We start from the raw sequence: 26,509 nt of genomic DNA, 5'->3' as shown, positions 1-26,509 counted from the left end.
TCCTTTGCCCAACTGCGTAAGTCCTAATGGTATTAGATGTTCAGTGCAAAAGTCGCAAGAGGTTGTCGGGAACGGTAGTACGCTTAATTTGCCTCTCCCAGGGCGTGAGTCTAGACTCCTTTTATGGCTTGAAGGCCGAAAAATTTGGAAAAAAACAGGGCGGGTGTTGTTATTTGCCCCAACGGGTAACTTCTTTTGGGTAAGAATCTCATCGATTATGAAAACTTTTGTAGCGTTTGATCTTGAGGCTACCTCTACCGACGCAAAAGCGGCTGAAATTCTGGAAATTGCTGCACAGGATGTGGAAGGTAGAACCTTCCACCGTTACGTGGCCACTTCAGAAGACCTCGATGCTGAGCACGATGCTTTTCACTTTACTGGCATTCCCTTTGATGAGTATGAGCGAGAAAAGATGCCTTTGGAGGCGGTGCTACGGGACTTCCTTAGCTTTCTTGGGGATCGTCCTTTGCTGGGCCACAACCTGTTGCACTACGACCTGCCCGTGCTCGAGCGCGCCTTATCAGCGGTTGGGATGGAGCTTCTCCCGGCCGCAAGGTCCGCGCTGGATACCCTTCGACTGGCCCATCTGGTTTTCCCCACGCCACCGGAAGGACTTGCAGGCTACCGCTTGGGGGACCTCTACGCGTATTTCACAAAGGAAGAACTGAAGGATGCTCACCGCGCCCAGGCCGATGTCGAGGCGACCTGGCGCGTACTCTCCGGTTTGCTGCTGCAAAAGCTGCCAGATGGTCTGGCTCGAGCCTGGCGGGAACTGAACCTGATTGAAGGAGAGCTTTTTCCTGATACCCCGGGGCTGGTCAAGGATCTCCTTGCCACCCCAGCGCTGGTAAAGCTGATCGACTACAGAGGATCGGCCCTGCCATCCCCTGCCAACCTGGGCGAGGATCTGCTTCCCAAGCGGAGGGAGGCGCAGATGCAGATGTTCGAGAAGGTGCAGGGGGCCTTGCGATCCGGGCATCGAATCCTGCTTGAGGCGCCTACAGGTACCGGTAAGACCAAGGGCTACCTTTATCCGGCCCTTCATGTGGGGGAAAAAACCTGGGTGGCCACCCACACTAAAGTGCTCCAGCTCCAGGCCCTGAAAGAGCTCGAGGAGGTGGGAAAGAGGGGCTATGCCGTTCGCGCAGCGCTGGTGAAGAGCCCCAAAGACACCCTCTGCCCCGAGGCCCTGTTCGATCTTTTTCTGGACGCCAGGGAAGAGGACGAAGAGGATTTCAGGGCCGCAGTGGGCCTCCTCCTGCACTACGCGGCCCTGGGTGGGCACGACCTCGAGGCCCTTCCCCGCTACTGGCATTCCTCCAAGGGCTTCCGCGAAGCAAAAGACCGCGTGGGCACCAACCCCCGCCGCTGCCGGGCAGACTGCCCCTTCTTCCACACCTGTGCCTTTCAGCGCCAGCTCGCGCACCGCAAGGGAGCGCAGATCCTGGTAACCAACCAGGCTTACCTGCTGGCCAACTTTCTGAGCCAGGATGAACCCGATGCGGTCGAAGACCAGGCCCATCTGGTGCTCGACGAGGCCCATCACCTGGAGGATGTTGCCACGGAGGCGCTGACCCAGGCCCTGGGTTACGAGGACTTCATCCACCAGCTCAACCGCCTGGCCCACCCCCAGAAGGAGCGGGGCCTGCTCAGGGACGGCCGGCGGCTGCAGGAGCTTAGCGAGGAGGAGAGAGGCAGGGCCAAGGAGATAGTCCAGAAGCTTCTACCCAGCGTGCACGAGGCGCTCAAGAGCTACACCGACCACCTTGTGGACTTCATCAAGAACCGAGGCACCGGGGATCCGCGCTATGGCATCACCCTGGGGGTTAGCAGCCAGTGGAAGCGGCTCGAGGAGTGGCCCCTCATCAATCGCGAGGAGCAAGCGCTGATAGGGGCCTTGATCGAGCTGAAAAAAGCACTGGAGGAGATCGGCCAGAACCCCACGGGGTTCGTGGCCCGTGAGCTTGCGCCCATAAAACAGTTTCTGAAGGACGCCCTGGGGCTTTTATTTGAGCGCCGCCGGGTGCTGGGCCTGGCCTCTGGGGAGCCGGATCAGAACCTTCTCCACCTCTCTGAGTGGGATCCCACCACCGAGAGCTGGCGGCACCTGGCGCAGCCCATCGACGTTTCCCGGGAGCTGAAAACCGGCCTGTGGCCTCGCTTCAAAGGCGTTGTGCTGACCAGCGCAACCCTGAGCGTACCCACCAAGGACGACCCCGAGGGCTTCGACCTGTTCAAGCGCGTGCTGGGCCTAAAAAACGCTCTTTCCAAGCGGCTACCGCCCTCCCTTCCCTACGAGAAGGCCCACCTGCTGGTGCCGCGCCACCTCCCAGAGGCCCGCGAAAGCACGCTGCCGCGCTTTCAGCGCATGTTGCACGAGGAACTGAAGACCCTGCTGCCTTTGTCCCACCGCAGCCTTTCCCTTTTCACCAGCCTCAAGCGCCTGGAAGACGCCAAAGGCGCCCTGGACAGCCTGCCCAACATCCTGGCCCCCCTGACCCGGAAGGAACGAGAGGACGTGGCCAGCCGCATCAAGCAGGACCCCGAGGCCCCGGTGGCCGCCCTGGGCTCCCGCAGCTACATGGAGGGGGTGGATTTCCCTGCCTTGAAGCTGGTGAACCTCGAGCGCATCCCCTTCCCCCTGCCTTCCTTGCTGCTCACCAGGCGGATGGAGTGGGTCTATGAGCAGGGGTTGGATAAGTGGTGGGACTACTACCTTCCAAAAGCGGCGCTCTCCTTTGCCCAGGCCTTTGGCCGGCTGATCCGCGACCAGCGCGAGCGGGCGGGGGATGGGGCTTTTGTCCTGTGGGATAAGAAGCTGCTCAATGCTGCCTACCAGGGGATCTTCTATCGCGCCCTGCCCCCTGGCGTACACCGGCACATCCTCGAGGATAGAAAGAATTTTTACGACCAGATCGCAAGAATCCTGCAGGTGGATCGGGCCTGGCTCCCCCAGGACGAACTGGAAGAAGAGACGCTGCGCAGGCTCAGGGAAATTCTGCTGGCCGGCCTCGAGCCCATCGAAAAAGCCCGCCGCGTTGCCAGAGAGGTCTACGAACTCAAAGTGGACGAGGAACGCTGGGCCAAGCAGGCCGAAGCCATACAGGCTGCGCTGGATGGGGAAGACCTGGTGGCTTTGTTGCCCACGGGCTTTGGTAAGAGCCTGGCCTTTCAACTCCCGGCCCTCATGCAGGGCGGGCTTACCCTGGTGGTTTCACCGCTGGTCGCCCTGATGAAAGACCAGACCGACCGCTTGCTGGAGATGGGGTTGCCGGTCGGGGCGATTCATTCGCTGATGGGCTCCGGGGAGCAGCGCAGCATGCTGGATGAGGTGAGATCGGGCCGGGTACGGCTCCTCTACGTAAGCCCGGAGCGGCTCAACCGGAGCGAGGCGCTGTGGAAGCTGCTCCAGGAGAAGCACGCGGCAGGGGAGCTGAGGCGGGTGGTCTTCGACGAGGCCCACTGCCTGGTGGAGTGGGGCTTCGACTTCCGGCCCGACTACCTCAAGGCGCTGGAAAAGCTAAAGGATTTGCAGGGGGTTCCCAGGAGCTTCTTCACCGCCACGCTCACGCCGGAAGACCTCAGAAGACTGGAGAAGGCGGCAGGGCTGGCGGCCCACAGGTTGATCAAACCGCAGAGCTTCCACCGCCCCAACCTCCGCTTTGTGGTGAGGAAAGTGCAGGGGGAGGCGGGCAAGTTCCAGGTTCTGGCCAAGGCCCTGGCCTGGCTAACAGAGAAAGGGGAGGGGGGCAGCGCCATCGTCTACACCTCCACCCGTGCTGAGGCCGAGCGCTTGGCGTGGGCCCTGGGCCGCCTTTTCCCCGACCTGACGGTGGAGGCCTACCACGCGGGGCTGGGCCCGGTGCCCCGGCGCGAGGCCCAGGAACGCTTCACGGAGGGGAAGACCCGGGTCATGGTCGCCACCACCGCCTTCGGTATGGGCATCGACAAGCCGGACATCCGGCTGGTGGTCCACTGGCGGCCCCCGCGCAGCCTAGAGGAGTACATCCAGCAGTCGGGGCGTGCGGGACGCGATGGAAAGGAGGCCTACTGCCTGCTCTTGTATACCAAGGGGGACTGGGGATTTCTGGAGTGGACGCTGGGGTTGGGCCACGGTGGGCGGGCCCATGAGGAGTTTGCCCGGCGGCTCATCCGCCTTTTGGAGGAGAGAAGAACCCTGGTGGGCTACCGCCAGGAGATTTACCGGGAAATTTACGAAGAGCCTGAGGAAGGAGAGATCGAGGAGGAGCTGCCTGAGGGAGACGAAGAGGAAGAGGTGACCGCACCCTCCCGGTGGGAGGTGGGCCTGGATAACCTCGAGCGCGTCCTCACCAGCCTCGAGCGGGCTGGTGTTCTGGAATATGACTTTCTACCGGGCAAGGCCCTCCTGCTGGAGTCCAGGGACGTCTTGGAGAAGCACCTGCCGCAGGAAGCCCTGGCCGTGCTTCACAGGGCCGGTTACGAGGGTAGCGAGCGAGGGGATGAGCTGGACTTCTCGCGTATTTCCCTGGAGGAAGCCCTGGAGCTGGATCGGAGGCTGTACCAGCTCTTCCGGCAGCAAAATATCTACCTCTACCACTACCGGGAGCCCCTGCTTCACATTCGGATGGGCGGTCGTCTAAAGGACGGCTACTTTGACTGGCACGAGGAGCAGGAAAAGTTAAGGGCTCGTTCAAAGGAGCGCCTCCGCAAGGTGCAGGTTTACGCCGAGAATGGACGGTGCCGCGCCCAAGTTCTCCTCAAACATCTGGGCGAGTCCCCAGGCAGCTGTGGGGACTGTGACATCTGCACCAAGAATGCCGGTCCCTGGGAGGCTTTGGAAGGAGTAGATGAAGAGGAGCTCGAGCGGGCCTACCGCCCCATGGACACCCTGCTGGCTTACTTTGCTTTGGCGGAGAAAAACGCCTGGTCGCAGGAGGCCCGCTACATGTATTTGGGCCGGCGCAGCACCCTGATGGCCCTGCGCGGCAAGGATCGGGGCAAGAGCGGCGCCCTGGGCCGCAAGTACACGGACAACCGCTTCTTTGGCCATCTCTCTTTCATCAAGCCCCGGGAGCTGGAGCGGGCCTTTGAGGAAGCCCTGAGGAAGGGGTACCTCGAGGTCAAGGGGGTGTATGAGGCCAATCAGCTATACGGCCTGACCGAGAAAGGAAGGAGACACTACGAGCGCTGGCAAAGGCGGGAGGTAGGGGATGTCGGAGCTTGAGGAACTCTTGAAGATGCTCGATCGTCCAGTTGAGGCATATGACTCGATACATTCCTTGAAAAAAGCCCTTTGTGCACTGTCTCCAAATACCAAAGAATTGCTCGCCGCTTCTGTTACCCTGGAAGCTCCCTCTGAGAAGGGCTCAAAGCAAGAAACCCCTGTTGTGACCGAGCCAAAGCCGCCGGCCCAGAGCGCACAGGCCCCAAACGCCCGTGAGCAGGAGCTTTTGCGCAGGTTGCGGGAGGGGGAAAAGAAATACCAGCAAAAGGTCAACGAGGCAGAAAAGCTCAGAGTTAAACTGCAAAGAGAAGAGAAAGCCAGGCAAGAAGCGGAAGGGTTGAGGGGAAGGGTCGAGCAGGAAGCGGCCCACCTGCGCAAGGATCTCGCGCAAGCCCACAAGAATGAAGAAGCCCTGCGCGATGAGCTGGTGAAAGTCCAGGGAGAACGCAGCCGCCTTCAGGAAGAAAACGAGGTGATGAAAGGCCGTATAGAGGACTATGAAAAGCGGGTCAGGGAGCTCGAGGCCCGTATAGGAGCGCTGGAGGGTGCAGCGGCGCAAAGGGAGCTGCTCGAAGCCCGGCTGGCCCAGCTCCAACGCTTCAAAGAAGCCCTACCCGAACCTTTCCCGGAAGAGGCGCTGCTGCGGGTTTTGGTACTGGACTATCCCAGCCTGGGCGGCAGGGCAGAGGAACGGGTGACGGCCCTCATCGAGGGGTACCGCGCCTTTCTTGCCGGGGAAAACCACCCGGCGCTTCTCCACAGCAACCGGGATCTGCTGCAATGCGAGGCGGAGGGGATTGTGCTGGTGGGGCTCGAGCGGCTGCTTTTGGATCTTTCGGAGCTTCCCCTTGCCCGCTGGCTGCGCACTCACGCCTTCCGCCTGGAGACCCTGCTTCAGCCCGGGCCGCGGCCTACTTCACCCCGCTTTGAGGAGGTGCCATGAGTCACGACGAGGTGAGGTGGTACGAAAAGCGGTGGCTGGAGGATCGCCGTCGGTGGGAAGAGGAGAGGCGCAGTCTTCAGAAGCGACTGGATGAACAGGCCGCGGAGATCCTCGAGCTCAAGAGGAAGGTTGCAGAATGCGCGGACGAGAGGGTTGAAAAGCTCCAGCGCCAGGTTGATACGCTGCAACAGCAGCTGAAAGAGGAACAGGCCGCCCATATGCAGTGTGCAAAGGCCCTGGAGCAGGCTAAACAGCAGCTTGCAATGCTCGCTCAACCGCCGCTGGGTGAGGGCTTTTTCCGCTACCTGGGGCAGAACATCGGGCTGTGGGATCAGACCCTCGTGGAGGAAGCCCGCAAGCTGGAAGGGTGTGGGATAGAACCATGGCTGAGGGCCATCTGGGAGGAGCGAGAGGGGGCGCTTTCCCGGGTTTTCGCGGGTGAGATAACCGATTGGCAGCGGGTTCGAACCGGCCTGGTGCTGGAGTGGGCACTCCTTGCCTGGCTGGAGGGGGTGCGGGATGGTTGATCTCTGGTTGCACGCGCTGAATCTGGATCGGGCGGTGCAACAGGGGGGTGTGGCCCAGGCCTGCATAGCCCAGGAGGACTTCGAGGGGGCAAAACCCCTCATGCAGAAGGTTTGGCGGGGTGAACGCTGGGGGGATTTGCTCAAGGCGGTGCGCTCGCAAGGCGAGGAACTGGTGCCTGCGCGAGTCCTCCTTGGCTATCTGCGGGGGTATTTCTTTTACCGGGAAGTTCCGGAAAACGACGATGCCCTGTGGTCTAACTTCCTGCAAGATCTGGGGATCAAAGACCAAAACCTACCTACCAAAGCGCAATACGACCGCCTTTGGGAAGCCCTGGAATGGCATCCCGAAACCCGGTTCCGCCTACAGTGGAGTAAGGGCGGTAAGCGGGATTTTATAAGCACCCTGGATGCGATCTTTCACTTCCGCGCTCTGCGCCTGAACGTCCTCAAGGAGGCCTTCCTGTCTTTCTACTCCTCCGGGGAGCTTCCCGCGCAGGCCCAACCCTATAAGCGGGTGTTTCGCAGGCTTAAGGAGGCTATGGAAGTCCTTCTGGAGGAGGGGCAGCCGCCGGCTCTGGACAATGAACAGGCGGTGCTGGGCTTTCTCGAGGCCGCCGGCCTCTACCTGGGGGAGCCCCACCCGGTGCGACTTCTTTTCAACCGCTCGGATCAGGCCCTGAAGGATCTGTACTGGAAGCTCAAAGGAGAGCGGCCGGTCTCCAAGCGGCCCCGTCCACGGCACAGGCAGGTGAGGGTAGAGCTCCTGAACGCCCCCCCGGGCCTCGAGGAGATCCAGCCTGCCCTGAGCCCGGCACCCCTGGTGGAAGGCTGGAGGGTGTATGGGAAAGTGGTGTTGGAGGACGGGCGCTTCAAGCGCTTTTCCTGGGTACCCCGTCGCACCCCGGATGGAGCCCCCCTCCCCGAAGAGCTCGAGGTCTCGTTTGAGGAGGGCGAGACCGTGCGCTTCCGCCTGCATCACAAGGCTTTCGCGGTTCGCTTTTCCCAGCCGGTCTGGAGCCTTGGGGAGCCCCTCGAAGTCCATCCCGTCGATTTCGATCCCGCAGAGCACCCTTTGCGCTACCTTTTTGCTTCCGGTGGGGAGGCCAGAGAGAGCCTGGAAAAGCTGGCAGAGGAAATAGGGGAGACATCAATCCTGGAGGATGAACTCATCGTCGAGATAAGGATCGACGGTCGGGTGGAGGAGTGGCGTGGGGTTGCACGGCTGCCTTTTGTGGTGCAGGCACGCCTGGAGGCCTGGGTTGAGCCCCATGGGGCCTTTGTCCGCACCCATCCTCCGGGCTTGGCCGTGTGCGCTCGAGTCCTGGCAGGGGAGCGCCTGGTAGAGGAGAAGCAGATAAGGCCTGAAGGCCAGGGTGCCTTGGTCGCGCGGGCGGGGCTTTTTCCTCTGCGTGTGGAGCTCGTGTTGCGCGATAAGGCCGTCTCCCTTTCCCTGCCTCCGAAAGGCCGGCCTCGAGACTGGTGGCGGCTTGGCCTGGGGCTGGGAGGGGCAGCCAGAGGTGTCTAAACCAACAACCCCACCCGCGGTGCAGGTGTGGCCTGGGGAAAGCCCCAGCCGAATCTGCCCGGTCCCTTAACGGGGCCGAGGATCGTGGGGATGATGTGCGGATCTGGTATTTACAGTGATAAGTGATATTGACAATATAAAGCGTAATCATTACTCTTGGGATATGGACAGCCTCGAGACCCTGTTGCGGCGCGGTGCAGAGTGGGATCTGCAGGAGCTGGTGCACGAAGCCAACGCCCGCCTGCCCCGCTACCTGCCGCAGGAGTTCGGCAGCCAGCGGGTACGCGAGGAGGTCACCCCCCGCCTGGTGCGCCACTACACCAGCCTGGGGATGCTCGACGAGCCCCTGCGGGCAGGGCGGGAGGCCCGTTACACGGTGCGTCATCTGCTGCAACTGCTGGTTCTGCGGCGCCTGTTAGCCGAGGGACACGGGGCCAGCGCCCTGGGCGACCTGGCCCGGCGTAAGAGCGATGCCGAGCTGTTGGCGATGCTGGAGGGCGGGGTGGATTTCACTGCCCGGGAGACCCCCGCGCTCAACTACCTGGCGGAGTTGCGCAGGCAGTACACCCGGTCCCCACTGGTGGCTTATGACGCCCCACCTCCCCCGCCTCCGCCCCTGCTGCGCTGGCACCGCTTCGAGATTGCCCCTGGCCTGGAGCTGCACGTGCGCGAAGACTTTCAGCTGCCCAAGACCACCAGTGAAACCGAAGCGCTCTTTCAGGAGATACGCAGGCAGCTCATGAGCGTAAAACCGCGTCGGCGCTGAAGCCCGCGTAAAGGAAGGAGGTAAAGATATGCAAAACAACCCAAGCCCAAAGACCCAGCCCCAGCTCGAGCTCATCCCCCTCAGACCGGGGGTAAGTGCTCACCGGCCGCTTCCGGTGCTGCTGCGCATTCACACCCCCGAGCCCCAGGAGCGCCCTGAGCGCCCGCTGCTCAACCTGGCCCTGGTCCTCGACCGCTCCGGCTCCATGGGTGGAAGCAAGCTCAAGTTCGCCAAGGAGGCCGCCATCTACGCGGTGCACAACCTGCTGCCGGAGGATCGGGTGGCGGTGGTGATTTACGACAATAGCGTAGAGGTGCTGGTGCCCAGTACCTTGGTGGGGGAGCAGCGGGGGAGGATAGCCGAACTCATCGGAAGGATCTGCACCGGTGGCAGCACCGCCCTGCACGCGGGCTGGCTGGAGGGGGCCACCCAGGTGGCGGCCTACCAGGAGACGGGGCGGCTCAACCGGGTGGCGCTGCTCTCCGACGGCCTGGCCAACGTGGGTGAGACCAACCCCAAGGTCATCACCGAGCAGGTACGGGGGCTGGCTCAACGGGGCATAAGCACCAGCACCCTGGGGGTCGGCCTCGACTACAACGAGAACCTCATGGCCGCCATGGCCGAGGCCGGGGAGGGGAACTACTACTTCATCGAAAGCTCCGCCGACATACCCCGTATTTTCGCCCGGGAGCTGGGCGGGATCTTGGGCAGCGGGGTGCGGCTCCGGCTAGGGCAACAGGCCCGGGTCCTCGGCGAACTGAAGCAGGAGGCCTCGGGGGATTACATCCTACCCAACCTGGTATCCGGGGCACCGCTGGAATTTCTCCTGGAGCTGGAGGCCCCCGAAGGCCGGGAGGCCTCCCTGGAGCTGGAGCTGGGCTGGGAGACGCCCGCGGGCCAGCGGGAGCGCCTCGAGGCCACCCTAAGGCTGCCGGTGCTGGAGGCGGCGGAGTTTGAGCGGCTCGAGGCCCACCCGGAGGTCGCCGCCGCGCTGGCCCGGCTCGAAAACAGCAAGGCCATCCGCGCCCGCCAGCGGGCCGTGCTGGCCCAGTATCAGGAGAAACTCGCAAGGTTGCGGCGGGAGTTGGAGCAGATCGTCCAGACGTGCGATCCTTACGAGGAAGATGAGGAGGATTTCGACCCCGAGCAGCTGATTCGGGAGCTCGAGCGCCTATCTCAGGACAACCCTAAGACCCCTTCCGGCCGCAAGGGCCGCAAGTAGATGCTTCGAAAGGGGTGTGGATACGCGTGCCTGAGCCAGACAAACCCCACGACGAGCCATCCCAAGCGGGGTTTGACCACACCCTGTGGTTCCCCGCCAAGGGCCCGCTACAGCGCGCGGCTTTCGGGGGCTATGGGACTGGTGAGCCCCCTACACCTCCCCTCGACTCCGAGGCCGTGCGTGGTATGGTCGAGCGCGCACTTCCCTACCTGCCCGGGATCCGGGAGGACCTCGCAATACAGGAAGAGATACGCGAGGACCCCGACGACCGGATAAGGTTGGCGTTCGGCGCGGTGGCCTTCGCAGTCCTTTCTAGAGGGGCCTCCTTCAAGCAGGCGATGGAGGCCTACAAGAACCTGGTGGATCTGACAAACTCCATGGGTTACGAGAGTCTTTGGAGGTTCGTCGATTGGGGGAACTACAAGCATGAGATGCATCGTCCGTCTCATGAGGCCTTTCGGTGGTATACCGGCGAGGTGAGAAAAAGGCTTTTGTCCATCTACGATGCGGTCTCATCCTTCGGGAGGAACGCCTACGGAACCCTTGCTTCGAACCTTTTTGTTCTTTTGTACTTGCTACCCCTAGATAAGAGCGAAGAGGACGTCGTCAGATACAGTGAAGAGCACTTTCATCCTAGTAGTAGCTTCATTCGCGTATCCGCACTCTCTTTGGCTGAAAGACTCGGAAGGTATTGGCTCCCGAGAAGCGTGGCTAGACTGGCTCTGCAGCTCTACGATCACCGTTTCGAACTTATCTCGCTCGACAGGTATATGATGGTGGGCGTCGACATAGCCTTTGGCGGGCCAGGCCACACGGCACAGCCCGCGGAGCAGTACGGGAGGTACGAGCGCTGGTACCTGGATCTGCTGCGGTACTGGCGGGACGAGAAGGAGGCGCTGCCAGCCGATACCACTCCCTTCATGTGGCAGTACGCCCTCTGGCTTTCCTTCCAAGGGGTGGGCTTTGAGCCGCTCCGTGAGGTCTTCCTGAAGGCCAAGGGACTGATCTTGCCCAGGGAAGCAGGGAGGTCATGATGAACGAGATGGAGGCCATCTTCCGGGAAGAGGTTGAGAGTTTTCTGGAGCGGTTCACCAAGAACCCAAGCTCCTTTGCCGTCGCCCCTGTCTTTGTGAACCCGGATCCCGCCTTTGCGGGCAGCGAGCTGGAGATCCCTGAGTTGGAGATCCCTGGGATTCCTAGCTCAGACATTCCTGATCTCTTCGAAGATCGCTGGGGTTATGAGTACGATGACCAGTATGATTTTGGTCTTGATTTTGTTTTCGATAGGTGCGAGAAAAGGGTTGTAGGAGTCGTCATTCATTGCAAACTGGAGGATTGTGAAGAACCTGCGCCAGGGCATAGCGACAGCGACCGCGGCTTGATTTTCTACCCCGAGTTTTTTGAGGAGTGGAAAATGCAGGAAAAATTGCCCTGGTCACTGCGGCCGTTGGCGCGCCTTGGGGCCTTGGACATGCTCGACTTGCAGGTGAGGGGGCATCTGGAGTGGGACGGCGAACTGAAGTATGAGGATCTGGAGAACCTAAGGGAGCTGTACAACGACGTAAAGTGGCTGCTGGAAGGTCGCGTGTGGAGTTTTATAAGCGAGCATCTACTTGACCGCCTCCATGAGCTCTACGAAGACGCGGAGTGATTGAGTATTGAGTATGGCCAAGATCAAGACGGGTGGCTTTTTCGACTTGCTCATGAAGGACCCAGGTCACTTCTCGCTCTACCTTTACCTTACTTATCATCTCACAAGGGTGGATTGGGATGAACTTGCCGTTGAGAGACACGGGGGAGAGTGGACGGTCTCGAGTGGCCTTCTGGGAAAAACGTGGAGAGCCCCGGCTTACCCCAGTGGGGCGTCGGTGTTGATAAAGGAAGAAGAGTCAGAGAAGAGAGAACCAATGGGTATTAATTTGTCTTTTGGTGGCGGTGGGCCAAGGGCAGTGCGTATCGAGGGTGGCTTCATCGAAACCCCTGACAGCTGGTTCGTTTTTGAAAGGCAGGATCAGAGGCCAAGGCTGGTAGGGGCCGTTATCTCCGACCTAAACCTAGAGCTGGGGGGACCGATCATCTTCATCGAAATCTTCTATCCCGAGGTCTTGGAGGAATGGAAGAACTCCCCGGAGCGTAAGAACTTCATGCAGAAGTTTTCTCGACACCAGCACGTCGAAAGCGACCTTGAGGAGGAGCTAGGGCGCTTTGTCACAGTGAACGCCAAGGCCATGGGGTATAACCTGATGCACATGCTGGAGTTCTTCAACCAGAAGTATCGCTCCCTTGAAGGAGGGCAGGCGGGGGGGTGAGCCTGACGGGGGAAAGCGGCGGGATCCCTCTTTAGCACAACAGCTCCTACGCGCAAGAACATCTCGAGCCCGCAAGGGGCGGAAGGCCTTTAGGAAGGGTTGCGCCATGGCCCGACGCACTTGGTTACAGGCACGACCAGAGAACCTCGATTTTCACGCCTCCCCCGACCGGTTGGTCTGGTTTCCCTTTTCCAAAGCCCCGAGGATTCTTTGGTAGAGGCCCGTAGCCTCTTCTACAGGAACCTCCTCGTACTCTCTAGTCTCTTCCTTTGCATTTTCCATATCGCTCCAACGGATAGCCTCTAGAAGAGGGACAATCACCTTGTTGAAAGCCTCCTCGAAGGTAAGACCGTCTAGCTTGTGCCTGTCGAACCAGAAGGCGATATAGGGCCAGATAAACTTGAAACGATCGGTAGGGTCGGCTATTTCGACCAGCGACCTTTTGTACCGTTTGATTTCCTTGGCGACGTGTTTGAAGGCTTCTTCCTCGCTCTCGCCATACCCGATGGAGTTCTCATAGCTATACAAGGCAAACAAAAGCAAGGGATCCACAGGAGAGTTGGCCAGCCTGTGCCACTGGGACTTTAGTTCATTCAACCAGTTGAGGCTACTCATGCTCCAAGGATAGTGTTTACACTATATATTGTCAATATCACTAAAAATTGTCATCATCAAGTCCGTACATAAGCACTGGAGTACCTGGGGAGAGGTTGTGCCCTTTGATGAGGAGCAAGCGGGAATCGGCGGCTACTACAGGGTTGACCTTCTCCCCGGGCTGAAAGTCAGAGATACCGGCGGTACTATTGAATTGGTAGGGTTCTAGGTCGAGCGCTTACCGCCACCTGCGTTGCATTGGCCAGCGCGCTGAGATCGGGGGCTGCTGGGAGATTTATCGGAACCCAGCTGGCGTTGGCCGCAAGCCCGGGCGTAAATGTGGCCGTCACGGCCCCTGAAGCAGTTTCTATCCTAGCTGCCATGGGATGAGGTTCCCGGTGGTAGCCGGTGGCAGGATAGCAAGGCCAGCGTCATTCCAGCGTCACTGAGCGGTAACGTTCGATGGGAGCATGGTTGATTGCAGGCCACCGTCACCACGCCCCTGGCCTTCTGCGCCTGGGCGATCTTTGCCCTGCCCGCACAGTGGCAGGATGCTTGGCGAGCCCCCTGGCTATCTGGTGCAGTCCAGGTTGAAGCGGAACGAGGGGTTGGGGGTGGAGTATCTCACCCCGAGGCTGGCTTGCAGCCGGGCCGGGTCTATCTGTACCAGGAGCTTGGTGGGGGCCTCGGTCTGGGGGCTATCGAACTTGAGCTGGTAGATCACCGAGGCCCCCTGGGCGATGCGCTGGTTGCGCAGGCTGTTTTCGTACTCGCGGGTGATTGCGCTGATGCCCATCCCGCTCGTGGAGCCGTCGGCGAAGGCCAGGGTGAGGCCCGAGGCGTCGAGCACCCCGGTCTGGCCAGGCTCGAGGGTGCGATTGGTTCCGTTGCGCACCTCGACCGTGACCCCCCAGCCCTTCTGCCCGGAGATCTCGATGGCCTCAACCTTGGTCACACGCATCCGCCAGATGCCGTTGAAGGCGAACTCGTTCAGGCAGGCCTCGAGGCTTACCCGCTGCTCGGCCCCGCCGGGTGCGGCCGTGGTGAGGGTGAGGGTGGTGCCGGAAACGGTGGCATTGATGCCTAGGCTTCGCAGGGCGCTCACCGGCACGTAGTTCTGCCCGTTTACCACGATGGCCTTGGCGCTCTCGGCCTTTCCATTGATCACCAGATTGAGCTGCCGCTGCACGGTCTGGGCGATCACCAGACCCAGGGCGATGATGGCTAGCCAGGCGAAAAGTCTTTGCATATAAACCTCGCTTTTCTGCTTTGGGGACGTTTGGATCAGTGCTTTACTCTATTCTTGTACATCTGAGCGGGGCGAGGCAACCCAGGAGCCTCCGGCTGCTCGGTTGCCCCGCCATGACGGTGGGGTGCTGGTGGGTGGGAGCGGTGCGCTCAGGGGTTCTGCACTGTGCCCATCGCGGTCAGGAAGGTGGCGGTGAGGGTGCGCCTCGAGACCGTCCCCTGTGCCGCGGTGTTCTCCTCGGCCAGCAGGTAGAAGGTCTTGGGGCCGGGGGTGTCTACCGGGAAGACCCGCTCGGCGCTCACGATGTAGCTGTACGTCCCTGCCGGGAGACCGGCGGGCATTGCGATGCGCCGATCCTCCGCGGGCCGGAAGGTGTCGGCGGCGTTGGCGACCCCGAGGGTGAAGGCCGCGTTGCTGCCCCCACTGTACTCGATGTTGAGCTGGGCGGTCGCGCTGACCTTTACGAAGCCGGGGCCGGGCACGTTGATGGTCACACTGTCCACGGCGGGCGTGGGTGTGATCGGGACGGCATCGGGGCTGACCGTCTGGGCCACGCCGGGGAGGCCGCGGCCCAGGGCCTGGAAGTTGGCGTTGACCTCGTTGGCGCGGATGGTGGTGCCGGAGGTAAAGGTATGTGGTAGCGCGATTTCGGCCAGGGCACCGGCCCCGAGCAGGCCCAGCGCGAGCCCGAAGACCAGGTTGCGGAGTTCTTTGCGGGTCATGTGGAGGCTCCTCGAGGTCAGCGCTGCTTGATCACCAGCACGTTGAACTTGGCCCCGTCCGGCATGTTGTTGCCGTCGGCGCGGAAGATGCGCCAGCGACCCGCGCCGCTGTCGTAGCTGACACCGATGGGGGCGTTGATAAACGGATCGGCTCCGCTGCTGACATGGGTGACGATCAGGATGGCGTCGGGGTCGTTGTTGGTCATGGGGTTGTCGAGGGTGGTGCGGCTGGCGTTGATGTTGCCGGTGGTGGCGGTATGCAGGAAGGCCGGGCGGTTGATGTTGTTCGGCACTGCAATGGGACCCTCGATCAGCAGGGCGGTTCCGCCGGAGACTGCCCTGGCCGAGACTCCGACTCCGAGGCCTTGAGACCTGCCCTCCACCCCTATTCCCGAGCCATTGGTGATGCCCCGAACCCCCCAGCCGGTACCGGGAACAAAGCCTTCAACTCCTGCGCCAAGCGCCGTCACGGCCTCGCCGCGTACACCTATGCCACTGCCACCGGCCTTACCGAGCACCCCGTACCCAGTGGTGGCTACCTCACCTTGTATACCGGTACCGGCGGTTGCATTATTGAGTACCCGCAGGCCCGGGTTGGTGGTCGAGTTGCCCGTAAGGTCAACCCCGAAGCTGACCCCGCCGGTGGCATCGTCGGCCCAGACCAGGTTGCCGCCCTGGGCCTTGATCACCTTGCCGTCGCCGATGGTGCCGCCGATGCTCAGCCGGCTCACCCCGATGGGGGCCTCGAGGGCCTCGATGGCCGAGCGCAGGGTGCTGAAGTTGGCGTTCACCTCTGCCGACTTAATGGGCGTGCCCGCGCTAAAGCTGGTCAGAGGCCCCACGCTCAGACCCCACAGCCCGCTGGCGACGAGACCTGCACCTAGAGTGAAGAAAAACAGGTTCTTTCTACGCATAACATTCTCCTTTTGCGTCCTTACTGCCACGTGGCCTGATCCCATTTGCTGCTATCCCAGATGCCGTTGTTGCCACCGCTTCCACCGCCCCCACAGGCCGCCAGGGCGAGCAGCAGGGCGATCAGGGTAATGAGGCCGAGTCGTTTCTTCATAGCGTCTCCTTTCGCATATCCCTCCTATCGAATCCCGACCACCCGGCCGCCGGACTCCCGGCACAGCCGCTCGAGGTACTGCAACAGCTCGAGGGGGCTGGAGAACTCCGCTCGCTGGTCGGTCTCGAGGTCGAGCAGGGTCGCCCGCCAGGGCCGCTCGGGCTGCGAGGGCTCGAGGCGGATCACCACCATCAGCGGCACGGCTTGACCTTGCTCCGACACGCCCAGGAGCTTAGAACATCCAGCGTCATTTCATCGTCATTGCTTCGTTATCCCAAACCAGGCCAGATGGCTCGTTAGATCAACCTGTGGAAGCAAACCCTGCCCCGAACCGGGTCAGGGCGAGACGGGCTTGCAGAGCCTCGAGCCGCACCGCGCGAAAACGGTGTATGCCGCCGTGCAGTTCTATGGCCCGCTCGAGGTCGGCCCGGGCCTTGGTTCGCTCGCCCAGCGCCAGCCATGCCCCGCCCCGGCTGTAGAGCCCGTTGATCTCGTGAACAATGTTACGGGCCGCGTGCTCGAGGGCCCGCTCGGCCCAGCGGAGCGCCGAGGGCCCGTTGTTGCGGAAGAGCTCGAGCTCGGCGTATAGCTGGCCTACCTCCGACCATCCCCAGTTCAGGTGCCGGGCCAGCTCGGTGCAGCGCTCGAGGTCTTGTGCGGCCTCCTCGGCCCGGCCCAGGCCCAGCCAGCCCTCGACCCGCACCAGCAGGCCGACCAGCTCCTGCCGCTGCACCCCGCCCTGGCGGGCCTTCTCGATCACCTCTGCGGTCTGCGGAACAGACTCCTCGAAACGGCCCAGGCTGTTCAGAACCCTGGCCCGCGCCACCCCCAGGCGCTCCTGTAGCAGCCAGAAGACCGCAGGTGCGGGGCCGTTCTGCCGGAGGAGGTCTTCGGCCTCCGCGAGCAGCCCTATGGCCTCGTCCGGGCAGCCTTGCAGCATCCGCGTCAGGGCGTGGCAGAGCTGGGCCTCGGCCAGGTGGAAAGGGGAGAGCTGCCGGGCCAGCGCGAGGGCCCTATGCCCGTCGGCGGTGGCCTCCTCGAGCAGCCCCAGGTCGCGCTGGTAGTGGGTCACAAAGATCAGCGGGTAGAAGGCCTCGGCGGGTGAGGCCTCGAGGCCGTATTGGTAGGCCTTGCGGCTGGCCTCCATCGCGCCCTGGAGGTCTTGCTGGTCGTCGAGCACCATGCCCCGGTAGAACCAGACCCGGCAGCGCTCTTCGGCGCTGCGGGCGCTTGCCGCCATGGCCTCGAGCTGTTCGAGCTGCTCCTCGAGGCAGGTGTTTCCCACTTGGCGGGCGAGGTAGAAGCGCCGGGTCTGGATCTCGAAGCGCTCGGGGTGGTCGGGGGGTAAGGCCGCCAGGGCCAGCACGTAGTACCGGTCGGCCTCGGCAAAGGCCAGCACCCCGTGGGCGTGCAGGGCGGCCCTGACCCACCACTGCGCGGCCTCAAGGGGCATCGCGGCCTGCTGGAAGTAGCCCGCAACCCTGGCCGGATGTACCCCGCCCTGGGCGTAGTGCTGGGCCAGCCGGGCGGCGATGAGCCGCCTGCGGTCGGGCTTGAGGGACTCCGCGATAGCCCTCGAGATGAGTTCGTGCGAGAAGCGATAGCCCTGCCCAGCGGCCTCGATCAGCCGCGACCCGCTCGCGCGCTCGAGGGCCTCCGAGACCTCCCATTGCGAGAGCGCGGTGGCCTCGGCCAGCGTACCACTGTTGAAGGTCTCCTCCTCGATCAGCGCGGCCACCTCCAGGCAGCGCCTCACCGAAGCCCCCTGGCGCTCGAGGCGGCTCAGGATGGTCTGGCGCACGCTGGGGGCGATCGGCAGCTCGGCGTAGTCCTGCGTGGCCTCGTCGTAGGGGGTCTCCCAGACGCCCCCCGGGCCCTGCCGGAGCTCGCCCAGCTCAAACAGGTTGCGCAGGGTCTCGAGCACGAAGAGCGGATTGCCCGAGGTGGCGCGGTAGAGCCGCTGCGGGAACAGCCGCGCGGGCCGACCCGAGAGGTGCGCGACCAACTCGGCCACCTCCTGCTCGCTCAGGGGCTCGAGCTCCAGCCACTCGGCGGCGCCGCTGCCCTGCCACTCCTGGTAGCGCTGCGCGACCTCGGGCAGTACCTCATCGGGCCGGAAGGTGGCGACCAACCGCCTCGAGCCCTGCGATACCCCGAAGGCCAGGGCCTTGAGGCTCCAGGGATCGGCGAAGTGCTCGTCTTCGCTCAGAAAGATTTTCGAGCCCCCGCTGGCCTGCGACAGGAGCTCGCACAGGGCCTGGAAAAACCTCACCTGGCCGCCCTCGTCGAGCTGGGGTGGGGCCTCGTCGGAGAGTTCGGGGACGAGGCGGGCGGCCTCGAAACGCACCCACGGCCTGAGCTCGAGGCCCGGCGCAGCGCCCAGCGCCTGCCGTACCCAGCGGGTCATCGAGGCATAGGGCGTTCCTGCGTCGCCCGGCCGCCCCGAAAGGGCTACGTAGCTGCCCTTGTCGGCCAAGAACTCCTGCACCAGGCGGCTCTTGCCTACCCCAGCCTGCCCCGCGATGAGCAGAATGTTCTTGCTTTGCCATGCGGCCTCGAGGCGCTTCAGGGCTTGCTCCCGGCCCACCAGCGGCGCTCGCAGGCTGGGGCTGTTCACCGCCAGGGGCTTTGCTCGAGGCACCTCCCTGCGCTGGCGGATCTGCTCGGCCAGGGCCTGGGTCTCGGGCAGGGGCTCGAGGCCCAGCTCGTCGCGCAAGACCTCGGTGAGCCGCTTGAACTGGCAGAGCGCCTGCTCGGGCTGCCCCAGCGCCGCATAGAGGCGCATGGCCTCGCGGTGCGGCTGCTCCTGCAGCTCGTCGAGGTGGATCAGGGTCTGGAAGGCCTCGAGCGCCCCCCGGAGGTCGCCCTTGCGCTCCAGCTCTCTCGCCTGGTGCCCCAGCGCTTTGGCGTAGGCGCTGCCCAGCCGTTCGCGCTGGTGCCGCAGCCAGACCTCGAACTGAGACGCGTTGTCGAGCTCGAGGTCTTGAAGAAACTCTCCGCGCCAAAGCCTGAGGGAGTCGGCGCAGCCGTGGCCCTCGAGGAACTCCTCCACATCCAGCTCGAAGCCGCACAGGCCGATCTGCGCCCGCCCGACCTCGAGGTGCGCTTGCACCGGGGTCTGGCCCAGCTGATACAGAACCTGCCGCAGGTTGCGCCGCCCACCCTCCTCGTCGCTTTCACTCCACAGCAGGTCTACCAGCCTCGAGCGCGGCGTGCAGCCCTCGATCGCCAGGTAGGCCAGCAGCGCTACCGCCTTGCGCGGTAGTCTCAACTCCACGGCATGCAATATCCTGGGCTGTCCCAGCAACTCGAGCCGCAGCATGACCTTAGCCCTACACTAACATCTGCTCGGAGTTTTTTCTGTGGCATTTGGATTGACATCCTCCCCCGGATGAATCCGGGGCCATCCCTGGTCAGGCCACCAGGGGAGGTTTGTGGTTTGTATGCCGTCCCAGACGGAATGACAAGACCACGGGCCGTGCCACTTGGTGTACGGGCTCCCGCCCGCCCTGTAGGGTATCGTTCCCCCGGCCACTACGCCGCGTGATCGGAGATACCGGGAACGCCTGTTTTAGCACCCCAGACCCACCGCGAAGTAAGCCTCACCCTAAAGGCGAGGCTTACCGAAGGGTGGACTTTGCTAGAGAGGAAAACTCAGCTACCAATCACCCCGCCGTCCAACTTGCGCACAGCCACCACCGAAGGGCGCGGCACGTTGGTGCCGTCCGGCCACGAGCTGACCGGCTTCTCCAGGGTACCGCCCTCGCCGGGGTGCTGGATGCCCGCGAAGAAGTTCTTGTTGTCCAGGGTGAAAATGGGACCGCAGATCTCTGCACCTACTGGGGCCGACATGAACTGGCGAACATAGCCGCGTTCAGGGCCCTGGGTTGGCACAGCGTACACCGCGTCATTCTTGCGGAAGGTGCCGTCCTGTCCATCGGTGGCGATCCACATATTACCGGCCTGGTCGAAGGTGATGTTGTCCGGGCAGGAGACCGGTGAGACCTTGTCCTTGGGGAAGCCCGCAAAGTAGGTGCTGGGGTCGGAGGGCTCCCCGCAAACCAGGAACAGGGCCCAGCGGAAGGTGGTTGCGGTGGGGTCGTTGCCGTTCTCGAGGATTTCCACAATATGCCCGTGACGGTTGTCAGCGCGGGGGTTCACAGCGTCCACCTGGGCAGCGGTACGGCGACTGTTGTTGGTCATAACGGCGTAGACTGCCCCTGTGACCGGGTTGCGCTCCACATCCTCAGGCCGATCCATCTTGGTGGCACCCAACAGGTCGGCCGCAAGGCGGGTGTTAATGAGCACATCAGCCTGGCTGGCGAATCCATTGGCGGCGGTGAGGGGGCCGTTACCCTGCACCAGGGGGAGCCAGACCCCGGTGCCGTCACTGTTGAACTTCGCCACGTACAGGGTACCCTCGTCCAAAAGGTTCATGTTGGCCTTGCGATCGGCGGGGTTGAAGCGCCCTTTGCTGACGAACTTGTACAGGTAGTCGAAGCGCTCATCGTCGCCCATGTACACCACCACCTGCCCATTGGGGGCTACCGTGGTCTCGGCCCCCTCGTGCTTGAAGCGGCCTAGGGCGGTGCGCTTTTTAGGGGTGGAGGTGGGGTCGTAGGGATCGATCTCCACGATCCAGCCGTGCCGGAAGGGCTCATTGGGTTCCTTGGTGAGGTCGAAGCGGTCGTAGAAGAGCTCCCAGCGGCGCCCGCTGTTACCCTCAGGTAGCCCATAGCGGGTGTGGCTGCGCTTGATGGGGCCCTCGGGTAAGGCGTTGTTACCGGCAAAGTACTGGTTGAAGTTCTCCTCCGCGGTAAGGATGGTGCCCCAGGGCGTGGTGCCCCCCGCGCAGTTGTTGAGCATGCCCAGCACCCGCCGGCCGGTGGGATCGGCCTTGGTCTGAAGCAGCGGGTGGCCGGCCGCAGGGCCCGAGAGCTCCATGGGGGTGGTGGCGGTGATGCGGCGGTTGTAGACCGAGACCGGCAGGTAGTAGATGCTGCCATCGGCGTTCCGGCGCACCTCCACGGCCGTGCCCCCGTGGGCGGCCAGCTCGATATCCACCTGTTCCTTGCTGGGGCTCCCTGGTTTGTAGCCGGGGAACATCAGCTCGGGGTTGGTGTACTCGTGGTTGGCCCAGAGGATGGCCCGGCGGGAGTTGCCCGAGGCATAGCCGGGCAGGGGCAGCCAGGAGATATAGTCCACGTTGTAGCCAAAGGCGTTTTCCTGCGAGCGAACGTCCCAGTTGTTAACGTCGAAGCGCCGGGCCCCCCGCCCGATGGGGTCGCCCCAGCGGATGACAACATTGGTGGTGTAGCCTTCGGGTACCAGAACCCTGTCCTCGGTTGAGAGGCTGATGGGCTTGAAGCCAAGGCTACCGGCTGATTTTGCCCTGACCAGCCCCGAGAGCATGAACAACCCCCCCAGGCTGGCCGCCATGAAGCTACGGCGGGTAAGGGCCTCCTCGATCACACTCCGCACATACGGGTTCTCGCTTTGGTTAAGAACGGGTTGGGCACAGGCATCGCCGCATTTCCAGTGACAGGTGGCCGGGGAGCGCCCGCCGATATGTGCATCCTCGGGGTGAAACTCCTTTTCGATCCGGATCATGTTTGCCCTCCTCGGGACTGTTATGAAGCTTTGGTTTATAGTTCCCTCGCCTGAGAAATTTAGATACCCAAAGTCAGGGACTTGTCAGACTGGGCCAGACCATACCTTCCTGGTTACTGGTTTTAAGCTGTTGAAGGCCCCGAGCTTCTACTTAGGGGATGAAGTCGGCGTGCTATCTGGTTTGATCGTATGCTAGGTTTTCCCCGATCCGGTACGGGCCATTTGGCCGGGTGTGGAGCGGCTCCTGTTAGAGACTGTGCTCGGCCGGATACATGTGAGACTCTGAGCGAAAGAGAATAGGGGGAACCGACTCTGGAAAGGAGGTTCCCCCAGATGCAGCTTACTACAGTTGGAAAACCCCTGCTCAAAGCCGCCAACCAAGCCAGCCAGCTCGAACAAGCAGGCGCCGGCGACCCCGTCGTGGCCGAGCGCCTGCGGAAGCTCAAACTGGTAGAGACCCTCAGAAAAAAGAAAGTTCCCTGGGACGAAGTCCAAAAGCTGGTAGGCATCAGCAAGGCCACCTACCACCGCTGGAAAAAAAGACTCGAAGAACAAGACCTTGCCGGCCTCAAACCCAAAAGCCGCAAACCCAGGAAGCTGCGCCGGAAGGTACACTGGAAACCCGATGTCCTCATACGCATAGAGCGGCTGCGCAAACAAAACCCCACCTGGGGCCGCTGGCGCATCGGGCAGAGACTGCACAGAGAGGGCTACACCCTAAGCGAACGCACGGTAGGACGCATCCTGAGCTACCTGGAGCGAAGCGGCCGGGTGGAGCCGGTGAGCGCTTTCCTGGCCAGAAACCGTAAGGCCCGTTTGCGCAGGAAGAGCCAGCGGCCCTATGCCCGGAGGAAGCCCGCGGAGTACACGGCGCTGCGGCCTGGGGATCTGGTACAGGTGGATACGCTGTGGGTGGATCTGGGGGACGGGACGGGTCTGCGGCAGTTTACGGCGGTGGACACGGTAAGCCGCTGGGGGACGGCGGGGGTGTACAGCCGGGCGAGTGCTAAGACGGCGCTGGATTTTCTGCAGCAGCTGGTGCGGCGATGTCCTTGTGTCATCCGTGCGATCCAGGTGGATGGGGGCAGCGAGTTCATGGCGGAGTTTGAGGAGGGTTGTCGGGTATTGGGGATAGAGCTTTTTGTTTTGCCGCCGAGGAGTCCGAAGCTGAACGGGATGGTAGAGCGGCTGCAGCGGACGTTTCGGGATGAGTTTTACACGCGGGCTTTACCGCTGGGGATAGAGGCTATTCAAGGGGAGCTGGAGGGTTATCTGGAGCACTACAACCTGCACCGGCCGCACATGGCCCTGGGGGGGTTGGCGCCGGTGGAGTACCTGGCTAAGCTACAGGAGGTGTCGGTTCCCCTGGAGTCTCAAATGTATTGACCGATTACACCCTCTCCGGCTACGGCCTCGAGATCCTCGAGCGGATCCCCCTGCGAACTGGGGATAATCCACACAACAGGGGGTACCTGGCGGCCAAGCGGGATCGGCTGGGCCACTGGATGGACGGCTGACCCGTAGATGGTGAATCCACCTGAACCCCGCCACCCCTGGAGCGCCCCTGGCGGATGCTCTCGCAAAGCCCCAAGACGGAAGAGCTCCTTTTGGCAGCCACCAGGAGGGTTCCTGCGTCAAGATAGTACAGGGGGTGCGATGAGCACCCCCCTTTGTTCACATCCGCTAGGGGTAGATCAGGTAGCACATGGAAGGAATTGCGTTGAAACGAACCCCCTTCAACCTCATCGGAGTTTGATGTTGATATTTATAGTTATGATATTGATAACTATCGGGCCGCCTGGTGGGCTACCTGCAGTTTCACGGAAGGTGAAGGTTACAACGGCGTCTTGTTCGCCGATGCTGTCCGTAATACCGAGATCTGAACCGGCAGTACCGGTACCCCTAACCAACGAAGCGCTGGCCACTGGTAAAGTAGCAATGACCTGGCTGGGATCGCCCAGTTTTGTTAGCTGAATCGCAAGCCCCTGTTGTTCCCGAACCAGCCGCAGGTTGTAGATTGGATCATTGTCTGGGGGGCACCAGACCCTGTTTGGACCACAGTCGGTGGTGACGGGCGGGAAGGGAAGTCTCTTGCGCACGTACACCATGCCCAGGTTCTCGCCTACCAGCTCCTCGATGCTGGCAGCGGTGCGCAACTTCGGGTTGTCGTAGGGCATCAACCCCAGCACAACATCGTTGTTACGCAGGAGCCACTGCCAAGGCCAATCTGGATAGGGCGGCCAGGGCTTGGGCCGACCGCAGCAGATTATGGGCGGCTCCTTGCTAAGCGGGGGATCAGCCTGGTTTGCAGTGCCCAGCTCCCTTCCTGGTAGCTCGTTTTCGCTGGGTAGCCTGGTGGCAACGTGTGCCATCCGTTGAGTATCGAATTCAATCCGCAGAATATCAATCTCGGTAGTAGTAGAGCCGTCCGGGTTGGTGGTCTTTGTCTTGGAAAAGACGGTTATCTTTATCTTTCTAGCCACTTCATCTGCGGTAAGCGGGCGCCCGTCTGTGGTTGCCGGGGTTCTCACCGGACGGGCTCCGCGGGCTCCGTACCACTCCACCTCGTATCCACCCCCACCTGCAGTCCGGCGTAGATAGCCTAGGTAGGATGATTTTGGCTTTCCTGATCCTCTTTTTTCCTTGATGACTACGAAGAGGGGTTTGTCAACCAAATCATCCACCCCATTGGGTATGGACCATGGGAAGGACGAGCGCCAGGGGCCACCGATCACCATCATCGACCCGTCCTCGAGGCAGCAGTAAGCGGTGAGTGGGCGGGGCTCGCTGGTGGCCTGCGCTCCCAGGGAAGCGGGCAGCACATCGCTGAACGCAGAGATGGCTTCATCGAGGGTAGCTTCCGCCTGCTGCACGGTCTGGTCCTCGGCCTGAACAAGCTGCTGTAGTGGGGCTGGGGTGTTGCCCGTCTGGCCGCATCCTGCAAGAAGGAGCAGCACCATGGGAAGCGATAAACCTAAAACCAACCACCTTTTTGCCATACTTTCCTCCTTTTCCGGTTGAGGCTTTGGTCGTCAGCCTCGGGGCCAAATGTAGCAATTCCCCCTTAACCGAGCCCTAACTGGCTGCGGCCTCATCCTTAACCGGTCGTGATCTCCCTGCGCAAAAAAACATCCCGGGAGCCTCGAGGCCCCCGGGCAGGAGCCGGTTGTTCAAGGTTTCTGTGACAGATCCACCGTCCCCTTACCCACCTCCTGGGGTGGGTAGGGTAGGGGCTTGGCGTACTGCTCCAGGTTTTGCTGGAGCTGGGCCGGGCTGAGGCTGGGCTGGGCTGAAAGCCACAGGGCCATGGCCCCGGCCACAATGGGGGTGGCGAAGGAGGTACCGGTGCAGCTTCCCAGCCCTCCGCCAGGCTTCACGCACTCGAGGGCCGTACCCGGTGCTGCCAGATCCACGTAGGCTCCACGGGTGCTGTAGGGGGCGGGTTTGAGGCCGCCCTGGGTTTTGGGATCCTGCTCCAATGCCGCCACCGCCACCAGCCCCGGCAGGTCGAAAGCCGCGGGGTAGTGAGCAGGGCTGCCCTGCAGGCCCTGGTTGCCCGCAGCGGCGGCCACCGGGATTCCCTGGCTGATAGCAGCCTGCAGGGCCAGCCGGAGGGCCTCCACTGGGGTGTCCCCGCCCAGGCTGAGGTTCAGCACGGTGGGACCCTGGCGGTTCTCTACCACCCAGCACACCCCCCGCACCACCCGGCTGGCCCGGCAGACCCCATCGGCGTCGCAGACCCGCACAGGGATGATCCCGGCCGCGGGGGCGATCTCCTTCACCAGCCCGGCCACGCCCGTACCGTGCCCGCCGGGGAGGAAGTCGTCCTGGGGCGTGGAGTCGTTTTCCACGAAGTCGTAGCCGGGAAGCTGGGGGATGGCCCCGTCCACCCCGCTGTCCAGCACCGCCACCCGTACCCCATCTCCCCCCAGGCCCCGGTTATGAGCCGATGGGGCACCCACCGCCTCGCTGCCCCAGCTGCTCCAGCTCCACAGGCTCTCGGGATCGGCCTTGTAGGCAGGATCCTGGGCTTCCAACTCCTCCAGGGCCTTGCCCAGGCTCTCCCCGCTGTAGCCCAGCTCGGCCAGGGCGAAGCCGCAGCCTTGCAGCTCGTCCTGCTGGATCAGGGTAAAGCCCGCAGGCAGGCGGGGGGTCTGGCCCCGGGGCAGCCATAGCAGGATGCGATCACGGGCGACCTGGCCCAGCACCCCCAGGGTCGCCTGGGCCTCCCGTCCTCCCTGCACCACCCGCACCGGCTGGGGGCCGCCGGAGAGGTTGATGGGCACCCTAAAGTGCAAGGTGGCGCCGTCACGAAAGGTTATCGGAGCCTCTATCCCGCCCACGAACACCCGGGCCCCCTCGGTGGTGAGGCCGCTCAGCCGGGCTGTTACCTCCTCCCCCAGCGCGGCCCGGCTGGGGGATAGGGTCAGGGTGGGATTCGCCGGGGCACAGGCTGCCAGCAGCAGCAGGCCCATCCATAACCATTGACGCATACTCTACCTCGTTACACACCCAGGTGATGCCGCTGAGATCCCACACCCGCCTTGGCATGGCTAGGGGAGGTTGATGTTACCGCCACCCACACTATAGCTGTTGGTGCGGGCCTGGGCTAGCCGCAGATAATCCCCCATCAGGGCGATGCTGGGGGGTGGGGGAGCCCCACCGCCGCAGGCGGCTAGAAAGAGGCCTGAGAGTAGTAGAGCCGAAAACGGCGTTTTTGGGGTCATCCTGGCACCTCCTTATCCTCACACAGCAGGCCCAGCGGGGGGA

At 62.7% G+C, this 26,509-nt stretch carries 20 protein-coding genes and 1 pseudogene; 10 read left to right on the top strand and 11 right to left on the bottom strand.

The features are described 5' to 3' along the window. Positions 1 to 217 precede the first annotated feature (217 nt). The 9 genes from MTAI_RS14400 to MTAI_RS14360 all read left to right on the top strand — a co-directional run bounded on the left by MTAI_RS14400 (position 218) and on the right by MTAI_RS14360 (position 12,498). Entirely contained in the window at positions 218 to 5,206 is a 4,989-nt protein-coding gene (locus tag MTAI_RS14400) for a RecQ family ATP-dependent DNA helicase (protein WP_027888660.1), read from the top strand. A 163-nt stretch (positions 5,207 to 5,369) separates the two neighbouring features. After that, positions 5,370 to 6,149 (top strand): hypothetical protein, encoded by a 780-nt coding sequence (locus MTAI_RS14395; RefSeq protein WP_051349848.1) that lies wholly within the window; start codon positions 5,370 to 5,372, stop codon positions 6,147 to 6,149. Beyond that, positions 6,146 to 6,676: a hypothetical protein gene (locus MTAI_RS14390; protein ID WP_027888661.1), complete on the top strand. Its 531-nt coding sequence runs from the start codon at positions 6,146 to 6,148 to the stop codon at positions 6,674 to 6,676. Before MTAI_RS14395 ends, MTAI_RS14390 begins: the two co-directional genes overlap by 4 nt. Further along, the gene (locus tag MTAI_RS14385; RefSeq protein WP_027888662.1) at positions 6,669 to 8,201 is read left to right on the top strand and encodes a hypothetical protein; all 1,533 of its coding nucleotides are present in this window, start codon (positions 6,669 to 6,671) and stop codon (positions 8,199 to 8,201) included. Before MTAI_RS14390 ends, MTAI_RS14385 begins: the two co-directional genes overlap by 8 nt. Before the next feature lie 163 nt (positions 8,202 to 8,364). Then, entirely contained in the window at positions 8,365 to 8,967 is a 603-nt protein-coding gene (locus tag MTAI_RS14380; RefSeq protein WP_027888663.1) for a MerR family transcriptional regulator, read from the top strand. 28 nt (positions 8,968 to 8,995) lie between these two features. Then, the gene (locus MTAI_RS14375) at positions 8,996 to 10,189 is read left to right on the top strand and encodes a vWA domain-containing protein (protein ID WP_081698427.1); all 1,194 of its coding nucleotides are present in this window, start codon (positions 8,996 to 8,998) and stop codon (positions 10,187 to 10,189) included. A gap of 185 nt (positions 10,190 to 10,374) precedes the next feature. Continuing rightward, entirely contained in the window at positions 10,375 to 11,223 is an 849-nt protein-coding gene (locus MTAI_RS14370) for a hypothetical protein (RefSeq protein ID WP_131455697.1), read from the top strand. After that, positions 11,223 to 11,840: a hypothetical protein gene (locus tag MTAI_RS14365; RefSeq protein ID WP_131455695.1), complete on the top strand. Its 618-nt coding sequence runs from the start codon at positions 11,223 to 11,225 to the stop codon at positions 11,838 to 11,840. The genes MTAI_RS14370 and MTAI_RS14365 overlap by 1 nt, the downstream gene beginning before the upstream one ends. A 13-nt stretch (positions 11,841 to 11,853) precedes the next feature. After that, positions 11,854 to 12,498, top strand: coding sequence for a hypothetical protein (locus tag MTAI_RS14360; protein ID WP_027888666.1), 645 nt, complete (start codon positions 11,854 to 11,856; stop codon positions 12,496 to 12,498). Between the two features lie 153 nt (positions 12,499 to 12,651). Here the strand turns inward: MTAI_RS14360 and MTAI_RS14355 are convergent, their stop codons facing one another. From MTAI_RS14355 to MTAI_RS14325, 8 genes are all read right to left on the bottom strand, one after another. Next, on the bottom strand, positions 12,652 to 13,113 hold the full coding sequence (locus tag MTAI_RS14355) for a hypothetical protein (RefSeq protein WP_027888667.1): 462 nt from the start codon (positions 13,111 to 13,113) through the stop codon (positions 12,652 to 12,654). Between the two features lie 550 nt (positions 13,114 to 13,663). Further along, on the bottom strand, positions 13,664 to 14,341 hold the full coding sequence (locus MTAI_RS14350; protein ID WP_051349849.1) for a hypothetical protein: 678 nt from the start codon (positions 14,339 to 14,341) through the stop codon (positions 13,664 to 13,666). A 149-nt stretch (positions 14,342 to 14,490) separates the two neighbouring features. Next, positions 14,491 to 15,063 (bottom strand): hypothetical protein, encoded by a 573-nt coding sequence (locus MTAI_RS14345; protein ID WP_027888669.1) that lies wholly within the window; start codon positions 15,061 to 15,063, stop codon positions 14,491 to 14,493. 17 nt (positions 15,064 to 15,080) lie between these two features. Next, positions 15,081 to 15,977 carry a DUF7452 domain-containing protein gene (locus MTAI_RS14340; RefSeq protein ID WP_027888670.1) on the bottom strand — a complete coding sequence of 299 codons (897 nt, stop codon included), beginning with the start codon at positions 15,975 to 15,977 and terminating at the stop codon, positions 15,081 to 15,083. A 20-nt stretch (positions 15,978 to 15,997) separates the two neighbouring features. Beyond that, positions 15,998 to 16,129: a hypothetical protein gene (locus MTAI_RS15650; RefSeq protein ID WP_280938743.1), complete on the bottom strand. Its 132-nt coding sequence runs from the start codon at positions 16,127 to 16,129 to the stop codon at positions 15,998 to 16,000. A gap of 24 nt (positions 16,130 to 16,153) precedes the next feature. Next, positions 16,154 to 16,351 carry a hypothetical protein gene (locus MTAI_RS14335; RefSeq protein WP_027888671.1) on the bottom strand — a complete coding sequence of 66 codons (198 nt, stop codon included), beginning with the start codon at positions 16,349 to 16,351 and terminating at the stop codon, positions 16,154 to 16,156. Between the two features lie 79 nt (positions 16,352 to 16,430). After that, positions 16,431 to 19,451, bottom strand: a complete 3,021-nt coding sequence (locus MTAI_RS14330; protein WP_027888672.1) for an ATP-binding protein — start codon at positions 19,449 to 19,451, stop codon at positions 16,431 to 16,433. Between the two features lie 332 nt (positions 19,452 to 19,783). Then, the gene (locus MTAI_RS14325) at positions 19,784 to 21,739 is read right to left on the bottom strand and encodes a PhoX family protein (protein ID WP_043982921.1); all 1,956 of its coding nucleotides are present in this window, start codon (positions 21,737 to 21,739) and stop codon (positions 19,784 to 19,786) included. 333 nt (positions 21,740 to 22,072) lie between these two features. Between MTAI_RS14325 and MTAI_RS14320 the strand changes: the two are divergent. Next, positions 22,073 to 23,256 (top strand): annotated as a pseudogene (locus MTAI_RS14320) (integrase core domain-containing protein). A gap of 225 nt (positions 23,257 to 23,481) precedes the next feature. Here the strand turns inward: MTAI_RS14320 and MTAI_RS14315 are convergent. The 3 genes from MTAI_RS14315 to MTAI_RS14305 form a co-directional block, all read right to left on the bottom strand. Further along, entirely contained in the window at positions 23,482 to 24,738 is a 1,257-nt protein-coding gene (locus tag MTAI_RS14315) for a hypothetical protein (protein WP_131455723.1), read from the bottom strand. A 171-nt stretch (positions 24,739 to 24,909) separates the two neighbouring features. Next, positions 24,910 to 26,232: a S8 family peptidase gene (locus MTAI_RS14310; RefSeq protein WP_187388638.1), complete on the bottom strand. Its 1,323-nt coding sequence runs from the start codon at positions 26,230 to 26,232 to the stop codon at positions 24,910 to 24,912. Positions 26,233 to 26,292: 60 nt separating this feature from the next. After that, the gene (locus tag MTAI_RS14305) at positions 26,293 to 26,466 is read right to left on the bottom strand and encodes a hypothetical protein (protein ID WP_155915772.1); all 174 of its coding nucleotides are present in this window, start codon (positions 26,464 to 26,466) and stop codon (positions 26,293 to 26,295) included. Positions 26,467 to 26,509: the final 43 nt, after the last annotated feature.

Origin of the sequence: Meiothermus taiwanensis WR-220 (assembly GCF_003568585.1) — a bacterium.
GTDB classification, from domain to species: domain Bacteria; phylum Deinococcota; class Deinococci; order Deinococcales; family Thermaceae; genus Meiothermus; species Meiothermus taiwanensis.
The sequence above is the reverse complement of the archived record's forward strand: the minus strand, read 5'-3'. Positions and strand labels throughout refer to the sequence as shown.

What these genes read in the sequence shown, in the direction of transcription:
- MTAI_RS14305 (WP_155915772.1), bottom strand. Translation starts at nt 26,466, where the DNA reads ATGACCCCAAAAACGCCGTTTTCGGCTCTACTACTCTCAGGCCTCTTT.
- MTAI_RS14345 (WP_027888669.1), bottom strand. Translation starts at nt 15,063, where the DNA reads ATGACCCGCAAAGAACTCCGCAACCTGGTCTTCGGGCTCGCGCTGGGC.
- MTAI_RS14400 (WP_027888660.1), top strand. Translation starts at nt 218, where the DNA reads ATGAAAACTTTTGTAGCGTTTGATCTTGAGGCTACCTCTACCGACGCA.
- MTAI_RS14340 (WP_027888670.1), bottom strand. Translation starts at nt 15,977, where the DNA reads ATGCGTAGAAAGAACCTGTTTTTCTTCACTCTAGGTGCAGGTCTCGTC.
- MTAI_RS14390 (WP_027888661.1), top strand. Translation starts at nt 6,146, where the DNA reads ATGAGTCACGACGAGGTGAGGTGGTACGAAAAGCGGTGGCTGGAGGAT.
- MTAI_RS14365 (WP_131455695.1), top strand. Translation starts at nt 11,223, where the DNA reads ATGAACGAGATGGAGGCCATCTTCCGGGAAGAGGTTGAGAGTTTTCTG.
- MTAI_RS14355 (WP_027888667.1), bottom strand. Translation starts at nt 13,113, where the DNA reads ATGAGTAGCCTCAACTGGTTGAATGAACTAAAGTCCCAGTGGCACAGG.
- MTAI_RS14380 (WP_027888663.1), top strand. Translation starts at nt 8,365, where the DNA reads ATGGACAGCCTCGAGACCCTGTTGCGGCGCGGTGCAGAGTGGGATCTG.
- MTAI_RS15650 (WP_280938743.1), bottom strand. Translation starts at nt 16,129, where the DNA reads ATGAAGAAACGACTCGGCCTCATTACCCTGATCGCCCTGCTGCTCGCC.
- MTAI_RS14360 (WP_027888666.1), top strand. Translation starts at nt 11,854, where the DNA reads ATGGCCAAGATCAAGACGGGTGGCTTTTTCGACTTGCTCATGAAGGAC.
- MTAI_RS14330 (WP_027888672.1), bottom strand. Translation starts at nt 19,451, where the DNA reads ATGCTGCGGCTCGAGTTGCTGGGACAGCCCAGGATATTGCATGCCGTG.
- MTAI_RS14385 (WP_027888662.1), top strand. Translation starts at nt 6,669, where the DNA reads ATGGTTGATCTCTGGTTGCACGCGCTGAATCTGGATCGGGCGGTGCAA.
- MTAI_RS14310 (WP_187388638.1), bottom strand. Translation starts at nt 26,232, where the DNA reads ATGCGTCAATGGTTATGGATGGGCCTGCTGCTGCTGGCAGCCTGTGCC.
- MTAI_RS14375 (WP_081698427.1), top strand. Translation starts at nt 8,996, where the DNA reads ATGCAAAACAACCCAAGCCCAAAGACCCAGCCCCAGCTCGAGCTCATC.
- MTAI_RS14350 (WP_051349849.1), bottom strand. Translation starts at nt 14,341, where the DNA reads ATGCAAAGACTTTTCGCCTGGCTAGCCATCATCGCCCTGGGTCTGGTG.
- MTAI_RS14370 (WP_131455697.1), top strand. Translation starts at nt 10,375, where the DNA reads ATGGTCGAGCGCGCACTTCCCTACCTGCCCGGGATCCGGGAGGACCTC.
- MTAI_RS14325 (WP_043982921.1), bottom strand. Translation starts at nt 21,739, where the DNA reads ATGATCCGGATCGAAAAGGAGTTTCACCCCGAGGATGCACATATCGGC.
- MTAI_RS14315 (WP_131455723.1), bottom strand. Translation starts at nt 24,738, where the DNA reads ATGGCAAAAAGGTGGTTGGTTTTAGGTTTATCGCTTCCCATGGTGCTG.